General features: G+C 33.0%; 4 protein-coding genes. All 4 read right to left on the bottom strand.

Annotated elements, in window-relative coordinates; genetic code table 11:
* Positions 1 to 265: 265 nt before the first annotated feature.
* Complete coding sequence (locus HM983_RS15665) at positions 266 to 1,174, bottom strand: haloalkane dehalogenase (protein ID WP_179346688.1); 909 nt, start codon at positions 1,172 to 1,174, stop codon at positions 266 to 268.
* A gap of 640 nt (positions 1,175 to 1,814) precedes the next feature.
* Positions 1,815 to 2,912 carry a serine hydrolase domain-containing protein gene (locus tag HM983_RS15660; RefSeq protein WP_179346687.1) on the bottom strand — a complete coding sequence of 366 codons (1,098 nt, stop codon included), beginning with the start codon at positions 2,910 to 2,912 and terminating at the stop codon, positions 1,815 to 1,817.
* A 163-nt stretch (positions 2,913 to 3,075) separates the two neighbouring features.
* Complete coding sequence (locus HM983_RS15655) at positions 3,076 to 4,281, bottom strand: dioxygenase family protein (protein WP_179346686.1); 1,206 nt, start codon at positions 4,279 to 4,281, stop codon at positions 3,076 to 3,078.
* 90 nt (positions 4,282 to 4,371) lie between these two features.
* The coding region (locus tag HM983_RS15805) for a LytR/AlgR family response regulator transcription factor (protein WP_218841879.1) at positions 4,372 to 5,139 on the bottom strand (768 nt) is incomplete at its 5' end.

Genomic DNA, 5,139 nt, shown 5'->3' with positions numbered 1-5,139 from the left:
TGTATTCTGCTATAAATGTAATCTTGAAGTACAGCCAATAGAAAAACAAAAACCACAATTATTAGGTAAAATGGTAGTTTTCCAATTTTCAGGATTTTGAATTTTTCGCTTATGTAAATTGATTGTTCCAATGTTTCTTTTAGCTTGCGTACAACGGTTCGTATAAGAATAGTTGCGAGTTTAAGCGACTAATTTAGCAAAAATGGAATGAACCAGAGGGAAATCCGTAGGATTTTCCGAGTGGGCAAGTCCGAAGCAATTATTTTTATACATTGTTGGCAGTAGTATTTTTATTATAAAATTCAATTATTAATTCTGCGAGTTCTTCTCCTTTTTCTTCTTGGATAAAATGACCAGCATTGAGGATTTTATGATTTTGTTCTTTAGCCCCTGGAACTATTTTTTGAAATGCTTTTTCTGCTCCAATCATTATATCGTCTTCATCTCCAAATATGGTTAAAAATGGTTTGTTCCAAGATTTTAATTTCTCCCATGCTTTAAGATTTTTAATTGATTCAGGGTCATCTTGGTCAATTGGTACTAATGTTGGGAAAATTCTTGCTCCGGCTTTATATTCTTCAGAAGGGAATGGTGCATTGTATGCTTCAAAAACCTTTTCGGATAGGGATTGAATAGTTCCCGTATCTATTACCTTTCCAATATTGAACCCAGTTGAATGTTGTGAATATGCTCTCCATTGTAAAAAACTCTCTGGCACAGGTGTTTTGCCTGTTGGTAAGGTTGTATTAGAAGCAATGACCATGTCAAACCTATTATTCATTTCCGTTATAATTCGTAAACCAGTTAATCCTCCCCAATCTTGACAAAAAAGAACGATGTTTTTTAAATCAAGTTTTTCTATAAAGGTTGAAATCCAATCAATGTGTTTTTGATAAGAATAGTCTTGTTGGCTAACTAATTTATCCGACTTACCAAATCCAATTAAATCTGGTGCAACAACTCGAAAATTATTCGAAAGAATAGGAATCATTTTACGATATAAATACGACCAACTTGGTTCTCCGTGAAGCAGTAAAATAGTTGGATTGTTATCATTGCCCTCATCAAGGTAATGCAACCTTAAACCATCTTCAACATTTAAATAATTACTTTGAAAGTTGTAATCTTCCAAATTCTCAAATCTATTTTCAGGTGTTCTTATGATTTCCTTCATGGTCGTTATATTACTGCCAACGGTTTTGTATATGGAAAGTTGCGGGTTTGCGTGCGAGGATTTTCCGAAGGAAAATCAGACGTAGCAAACGTGCAACGACCATAGAATTAAGCACAAAATAGCAATTTTTTATATACGTTGTTAGCTTTTAGTGCTTTTTTGTCCGTTTAATAATTCATTCCGAATTTTCGTTTTTCAGTTAATTTATGTTTTCAGAGTTTGAGTAAATTCAGTAGTTTTCGATTCCGCAAACTTGCTTAAATTCTGCAATATTTTTAATTCAGATTTGAGTGAGCAATTCCGCAACTTGCTAAATTCCGATTGAGTGAGATTCCGACTTATCAATTCAGTTTTCGATTCCGCAAACGAGCTAAAAAGTCAGACGCAATTCAATTCAGAGTTTGAGTGATAATTCAGCGTATTTTTCAAAATTCGGCAACATAATTTTTCGGTTTTTACTTTCTTAAAATTCAAAAAAAATCGAAAAACAAACAGGCTTTTTTCAATTCCGCAAACTTGCTCCAGCATTAAAGCTAACGGACTCGGCTATGAGTAGTTGCGTGGGTTTGCGGTTAACTTTGCAAGTACACACCAAACTGAAAATCCGCGAGGATTTTCAGAAGTAGGCGAGAACAAGCAATTACTTATAGCCATTGTTGTGTGCAGTTATTTCTTTTTTAATGTTTAAAGCTAGTTCTTCAAGCCTATCATCTATTCCTTTTGATAGTGCGTTACCTCCAAAACTGGCATTCGATAATACAGCAATTCCAATATTTGACTCCGGAAAAATCATAAGCCAATTTTGCATTCCCCAAATTCCGCCGTGATGACGATAACATACTTCATTTTCAATCTCAACAATATTCCAATGATAGCCGATATCAAAATCGTATTGTGTTTTGTAGAAACTTTTATGGGATTCTTGAACTTCTGGGATTGAATCGTTCAAATGATATTTAATGTACTTGATTAAGTCTCTTGTGTTTGAATGAATCCCTGCAATTCCGCCCCAAAGATTGTTTTGAAAATGTTCTTGAGGTTCTTTCTCTCCATTGTAGCCTTGTATCAACAAATTTTTGTCTTTTGCACCGAGGACAAACTTGGTGTTTGTCATTTCGTTAGGATTTAAAATATATTCTTCAATAAGTCTTTGGTATGGAACTTCATAAGTTTTCTCAAGAATGTATGCAGTTATTTCAGGCGCAGTATTTGAATAATGGAATTCCGTTCCAGGTTTAGAGCTAATTTCTACTTGATGCAAACCATTCCAAAATGCTTTCTTGTTTTCATCATTGGGTGGAAAATTGGGAAATCCGCCTGTATGGGTTATGATATCTTTGATTGTTATTATTTCTCCCTCGTGTTCAAAATTGGAATATTCCTGTGGCAAATATTTACGAATATCATCGTCAAGCGATATTTTACCGTCAAGAACTGCCTTTGCAACCATTGTCCCAGTAAAGGTCTTGGTTACAGAGGCCAGTTCATAAAGCGTAGAGTCGGTTGGTGGGTTTTTCTTATTTGGATTTTGTTCTCCAAAATGAAATGTAGATTCTTTTCCGTTATTGTAAAGCGCAATAGAAACGGAATGAATTCTGTCATCATTTAAAAACTCGGTAGCAAAATGTTCGACAATTTCCTTTGAGCTTTTATTCTCGATTGATTTATGTCGATTGCAACTGATTATTAAAAAAGTTACAAGTCCAAGAAGTATTGTTTTATGAATGTTTCTTATCAATGTTTCTGGTTTTGGATAATTGCACACAACGATTTTGTATAAGAATAGTAGCGGTTTTTTAAACCCAAACTTTTCGGATTATATTAAACCTTAAATATAAAAAAAGCAGCTTGGTTTAAGCACCGAAGCCGCAATTATTTTTATACGTTGTTGTACGCTGGCTTTATTCCTGCTTTGGTCTTGAAAGTTTAAAATATTGGTTTGCAGTTTCGTCAAGTCTTTCGGAAATTTTCTTGAAATTCTTTTGATTTGGTTTAAGGTCAACGTATTTCTCTATTATGGTGCTCCGTTTGTAAAGCAAAATTGTATTTCTCACGTTTGGGTCAATCTTATTCAAATGCACTTCTGAAGTTTTATCCTTAAAAGAAGATACAAAAGTCAAGGCAACTTTTTTTAAATCGAGTTCAGTTCCAAGTTCTTCCAATTCTTGTGTTCTTTCGTTTTTATTGTAGTTTGTGTCTTTGCCATAAACAAAATATACTTTTAAATACTTCTCTCTTTTTTGGCTTTCTACGTCCAAAAATTTAAGCCAATCTTTTATTTCGTTCCAATTTGGTTTATTACCTACAAAATATAAAATTCCGTGATACCAACCGTATTTGCAAATAGGGCAGGTTTTTTTTCCTTTGTCAGCACCATAGGCGTGGAATGGTGTAAATGAAATAATATCTTCGCCAATGTTTTTACCTGATAATTTATAATTTGCGCTTTGGATTGGGTATTTGGGGATATTTAAACCTAAAATGATATTTCGTTCTCCAACCCACAAATTATCTTTTTGCACAAAACGTATTACTCCACTTCCTCCTCGGTTTTCCATTTTTTTTCTGCGTTGAGTGGTTAAAAGTGGGTCATTGTCAAACACAAAATCGTCAATGTAATAAGGTTCTTCCATATTTTTCTCATCAACGGTAATATGTACGTGTGCAGGTTCGTCTCTACTTGGGTATGTGCCTGGTTTTACTGTGTAAATTGAATATTTTCCTTGTTCATCTGTTTTTAGCCAACCTCTGATGTAGCCGTGAGTCTGACCTAATTTATTTTTAGGCATATTCCTTTTTTCGCTTTCTTTTGTAGCATAAATTCCGTTCGAGTTTGTTTGATAATAGTAAAGAATTACATCTGAAGCTGGTGTTTTGCCGTCTATTTGATAAACAGTTCCTGTAAGCAAAATTTTCCGCCCTTTTTCTTTAAATGCAGGACTTGTATCGGTTGCGGATAAGTTTTTGGGAAGCTTGTAATAAAATGGTATTGATTTGTCAAAATCATCACTTAAAGTATTCGTCTCATTTTTGGTATTTTGACTGTTACAACTTGATAAATTTAAACAAGCCAACAGCAGCAATACTATTTTAAAAAATCGTGTCATTTATAAATTTTTTCCAATAAATGTAGGTGTTGAAGTAGTATCTAACACCACATTTTGCTACAAATTGCCTGTGTGGTGTTCATAAATAGCTTACTGGATTAGCTTTATCCAATTATTTCTAAAATGTCTGCTTAACCGAATAACTTGACCGTTTTTAAGTGTGGCGTCATAATCGCCATTATTTCTTGATTTTAGTTCTTTGACGTAAGTAGCGTTAATAATTGATGAACGATGTACTCTTAAAAAAATAGTTGGGTCGAGTTCAGTTTCAAATTCCTTTAGGCTTTTATTGTCCAAAATCTTTTTGCCATTTGTGTGAACAATGGAATAGGGTTTATCAGTCGAAATAAATTGTATAGCTGAAGTTGAAACACTTAAAATTTTTGAACCAATTTTTAAATTAATTTTATCGGAATAAGGTTTTTTTGAATAGGTAGGTTTAAGTTTTGAAATATAAATTGCGGGGAAAACGATATACCACAGTAAAGCGATATAGAATTGATTAGAAAACAAACTATTAAAAATATTTAAAAACCGATGTGTAGGACTAAAAATTAAGCTGCTAACAAACACAAATAAAGACGCAAACAGTATTATATGCAAAAAACTAAAAACGATTCCAATTCCTAAATTCAGTGGAAGTTTACTCAATTTATTGTTAGGATTAATAATTTTTATCAGTCGGTTTATAAAAATGGTAAAAGGAATGAAAAATATCCAAAAAGTATTGTAAAGTGAAGATTCCGATAGATAAAAACCTGTTTGATGTATTCTGCTATAAATGTAATCTTGAAGTACAGCCAATAGAAAAACAAAAACCACAATTATTAGGTAAAATGGTAGTTTTCCAATTTTCAG

The sequence above is a fragment of the Winogradskyella ursingii genome, assembly GCF_013403975.1.
Taxonomy (GTDB): domain Bacteria; phylum Bacteroidota; class Bacteroidia; order Flavobacteriales; family Flavobacteriaceae; genus Winogradskyella; species Winogradskyella ursingii.
The sequence above is the reverse complement of the archived record's forward strand: the minus strand, read 5'-3'. Positions and strand labels throughout refer to the sequence as shown.